This window comes from Okeania sp. SIO2F4, from assembly GCF_010672385.1.
Taxonomy (GTDB): Bacteria; Cyanobacteriota; Cyanobacteriia; order Cyanobacteriales; family Microcoleaceae; genus Trichodesmium.
In genome coordinates this window covers 1-4,500 of the sequence record NZ_JAAHGT010000813.1, presented here as the reverse complement: position 1 = coordinate 4,500, position 4,500 = coordinate 1, and the positions used below count along the sequence as shown (strand labels likewise).

The following is a 4,500-nucleotide window of genomic DNA, read 5'->3' as shown; positions in this document are numbered from 1 at the left end:
TCGGCTGTCGCCGACATCAAAAGCGGAGCTTTCCGTAAGTACCTCGTCTAGGTTTAAAATGTGGGTAAAGAGCGAGTCAATGAAGACCTCTCCCCCAACCCCTCTCCTGCAAGGAGAGGGGGGAGGTTTTACCCACAATTTTAGTCTAGACGCGCTAGTAGGATGGGATGCATCAGAAACCTAGCCATATCCAATCTCCCCTTGAGAAGAAAAAATTTTCATGATTAGTCAATCCTATCCGTTTTCAAGGAGAGGTAATTATTAATTATTAATTATTAATTATTAATTGCTGAACATCCCCTAGTCAAGCTGTTTCCTGTCCCCTTTTCTATATTTCTTTTACTAACAATCTCTTCATTCTTTAGCATCACAACTAAATTTACAGCAGATTCCAGATTAATGTTGTACAACTGACGGGATAAATATTTTTTGCTTGTTCCCCCATTCCCCTACTCCCCTACTCCCCTACTACCTAAAACCATCAATAAAGGAAATATTTTTCCCACTGTTACCTGTTGCCTGCTATAGTTTAACTTTTCACTATTTGGCCAAAGTCTGCCAACACCCTGGCATTATTGCGGAGTAGACCCAATAAATTCAAGCGATTTTGTTTGATTTTCGGATCGGGGTCCATTACTAATACACTTTCAGGGCCATCAAAAAAATTACTGACTGCAGGAGCTATTTTTGCCAAAGCATCTACTAACTGTTGATAATTTCTGGTTTTTTGAGATATTTCTGTTTGAGGCACTAACTCAACCAAAGCATTATAAAAAGATAATTCTGATTCACTTTTAAACAGTTTTGAATCTACAACTTCTACAGGTGCAAGTTGCATTTTATCCAACTCACCTTGAGCAGCTAAACGAGTTGAACGGTTGACAGTTTCATAGATTTTCTCAAGCAAACCATTTTGCCGAATATTTTGTAAGAAAACTGCCCGATTACGCACATCCAATAAATCTTTTAATCCCCTTTCCTTATATTCAGAATCATTATCGCCCAAAACCGCATTTACCAAATCATAATCAATATTTTTTTCCTCTTGCAAAATGGTTTTAATTCGTTGCCAGAAAAAATCATATAACTGCGGTAATAACTCTGAATTTGCTTCAGAATAAATCTTGATAAAATTCGCAGCAGTCTGTTCTAATAACTGATGTAAATTTAATGGCAAATTAGCTGACCAAGTAATATTAACCACTGCATTTGCTGCCCGACGTAAAGCAAAGGGATCGCCAGAACCTGTAGGTAACATTCCTAATCCAAAAATACTTACCAAAGTATCAAGTTTATCTGCCAAACTTACAACTTGACCGCAAATAGTTTCGGGTAAAGTATCTCCTGCACCTCTAGGCAAATAATGTTCAAAAATTCCAGTTGACACTGCTTCAGTTTCTCCACCAGCACGAGCATATTTTTCTCCCATTACTCCCTGCAATTCAGGAAATTCATAAACCATTTGAGTTACTAAGTCAGCTTTGCAAAGAAGAGCTGCTCTTTCTATATTTTTGCATTCTGCTTTACTGACTTGTAACTGTTCAGCAATTAACTTAGCTATATTAACAATACGTTTTACTTTTTCTCCCATTGAGCCTAACTTAGCTTGAAATGTAACTTTTTCTAATTCAGGCAAATAGTTTTCTAATGGTTTAGCTAAATCTGCTTTATAGAAAAATTGTCCGTCTGCTAATCTCGCTTTAATTACTCTTTCATTTCCTGTAGCAATAATTTCTGATTTTTCTGGGTCGCCATTAGAAATGGTAATAAAATATGGCAACAACTCTACTTCTTTCCCAGTTTTTGGAGATTTTAAAACAGGAAAATAACGTTGATGTGTCACCATAACTATTGTTGTGACTTCCGCAGGTAAAATTAAAAATTCTTCGTCAAACTTTCCAACTACAGCTGTCGGCCATTCTACTAAATTTGTTACTTCTGCTAATAATTCTGCGGGAATTTCTGCTTTTCCTTTAACTTCTTTAGCTGCTGCTTGTATTTGTTCTTCAATTTGATTTTTTCTTTGTCGATCATCTACTTCAATGTAGGCTTTTCTCAACTCTTCCACATAATCTTTAGCTTGGGAAATTTCTATTATTTGAGGATGTAAAACTCTATGACCGTAAGACAAGCGATCGCTTGTAATTTTCTCCGAACCGTTCTCTAAAGTTATCGGCAATATTTCATCATCTAATAATACTACTAACCATCGGATCGGGCGGGGAAATTTAATATCTCCATCCGCCCAACGCATAAATCTTTTACCTTCTAATTTATCAATCCATCCTGGTATTAATTCTCTCAAAATAGTTGCTGTTTGTTTACCCTGAATTTTTTTATTAACGAAAACAAAATCGCCCTTTTCCGTAGGACGTATTTCTAAATCATTAAGTTCAACTCCTTGTTTTTTAGTAAACCCTTCCGCTGCTTTAGTAGGTTTGCCATCTTTAAAAGCTGCCTTTGCCGGAGGTCCCTTAATTTCCTCTTCTCGGTCTGGTTGTTTAATTGGCAAACCATCAATGACCACTGCTAAACGTCTAGGTGTGGCATATACCTTAACTGCATCATTTGTCAAGTATGTTTCTGTCAGAGTTGTGGGGATAAGTTCTTGCCACTGTTGTATAGCTTCAGAAACAAAAGTTGCAGGTAATTCTTCTGTACCAATTTCTAATAAAAATGTCACCATCATAAAAATATTGAGATATTTGGATATTCTCGACTAATTACAACAGTTTAGCAGAAACTAAATTGCAAGTCCTCTCATCTACCTTTTCAATATGTTTGACAATTTTCAATAAAAATATTCTTTTTTTTAGAAAAACATTGGATAAAATTTAAACACTAACAGAGATTAATATCTGCTATTTTTGATACTATAATTTGTTATTAACTATAAGTTTATTAGTATGTTATCTTAGATAGATACAGTCATAAATACTTACTTATTTCTCCTTCCAACAAGGAAAGTATTTATCAAGTAACCAGGAAAATACCTAAAAAATCTTGTAGGTAGCAAAGTGAGTCTCACTGTGGCGCCCAAACAAATTGAAATACTGGGTAAGCATCCAGCTAGCCCGCGGTCAGCATTCAGCAAATAATGAAGAATTCCTGATCTGGTTAAAAGAGTCTACTTTAGTCGTGACTTTTAATTCTCTTATGCGACTAATTTCTCCTTCATCTGAGTAATATAATAAGTTGCGGGACTTATAGCTGACGGCTGATAGCTGACGGCTGAATGCTTACAATACTGGAGTCTACTCATTTGTGGCTTTGACAACTAAAATACCTCACATTAATCTTGTTAAGTAGTACCATTAAAACAGGAAAATTTTCATTATCAATTATCTAATTAAAATTTTTCCTGATGATTCTGACTACAGAAAAAATTATATTTTCTTCACGTTTTTTGAGCTTAAATCCTCAAAAATTTAAAATTTGAATGGGAAAAATGAAGAAAAATATATTGAGTAAGTTCAGGATAAATCTTAACTACTCTTAAGCCCTTTCTTAGTAAACTCTCAGATAAAGCCTAGTCAAAATTAATCTAAGTTCTAAGTGTTCTCAATTACCTTAAAACTTAGTACGCTAAAATACAATGTAACTAAATTACCTCAGTTTATCTTCAGGTCAAAGGCCATCAAACTTAAATTAACCCCTCATATTAAATTCAATTTTTTGAGAGAGATTCAATTTAGGTTAAACTCAAAAACCTGGGCAACTCAAAAAAACTATAGAAAGCTTCGCATAAGTGAACTATCTATCAGAGGTATATTCGTCATGTCCCCCAAACACTCTAGCTTACCAAAAGTCGCACCTATGACTACTTTCAATATGTACATGGCTGCTGCCACTAAAACAAAAAATCTAAATCTTTGTAATCCTAGAGATGTTGCTAGCTTAAGAACAGCAGCAATCACCTCTTGTGGGGTGACAATGACATACCAAACCGGACAACAATCTTACCAGGTACTCAAGAATATTGACTTGACAGTACATAAGGGTGATGTCCAACTTTTGATGGGACCGTCTGGTTCTGGTAAAACTACCTTGCTGTCAATCTTAGCAGGATTATTAACACCAACATCTGGCAGAGTGTGTCTTCTGGGACAAGAAATTACCAAAATGTCTAGACATCAATTGGCCAAATTTAGACTTCAGAATATCGGCTTTATCTTTCAGGGATTTAACTTGTTCCCAGCATTAACAGCAGCAGAAAATATAGAAGTAGCTCTGAATATGAAGGGAATCAAAGGTAAGGCAGCAAAACATGAAGCTCAGGTGCTTTTGGAACAGGTAGGGTTAGCTCCTCAAGCCAAACTACATCCACGGGATTTATCCGGTGGCCAAAAACAGAGAGTAGCGATCGCTCGTGCCCTGTCTGGAAACCCTAGAATAGTTATGGCCGATGAACCAACAGCAGCCTTAGATTCTCATAGTGGGCATACAGTTATTGAATTACTACGTCGGCTAGCCAAAGAAGGTGGTTGTACTGTACTAATG

General features: G+C 36.0%; 2 protein-coding genes. One reads left to right on the top strand and one right to left on the bottom strand.

The window, feature by feature from the left end; genetic code table 11:
* Positions 1–529 precede the first annotated feature (529 nt).
* Entirely contained in the window at positions 530–2,686 is a 2,157-nt protein-coding gene (gene glyS, locus F6K22_RS33160; RefSeq protein WP_293108151.1) for a glycine--tRNA ligase subunit beta, read from the bottom strand.
* A gap of 1,130 nt (positions 2,687–3,816) precedes the next feature.
* On the opposite strand from glyS, the gene F6K22_RS33155 reads away from it, so the two are divergent.
* Positions 3,817–4,500, top strand: a 684-nt coding sequence (locus F6K22_RS33155) for an ABC transporter ATP-binding protein (protein WP_363274963.1), incomplete at its 3' end; no start/stop codon positions are given.

Bases quoted from the DNA above. Each gene is read 5' to 3' on its own strand.
- glyS (WP_293108151.1), bottom strand. From the start codon at position 2,686: ATGGTGACATTTTTATTAGAAATTGGTACAGAAGAATTACCTGCAACT.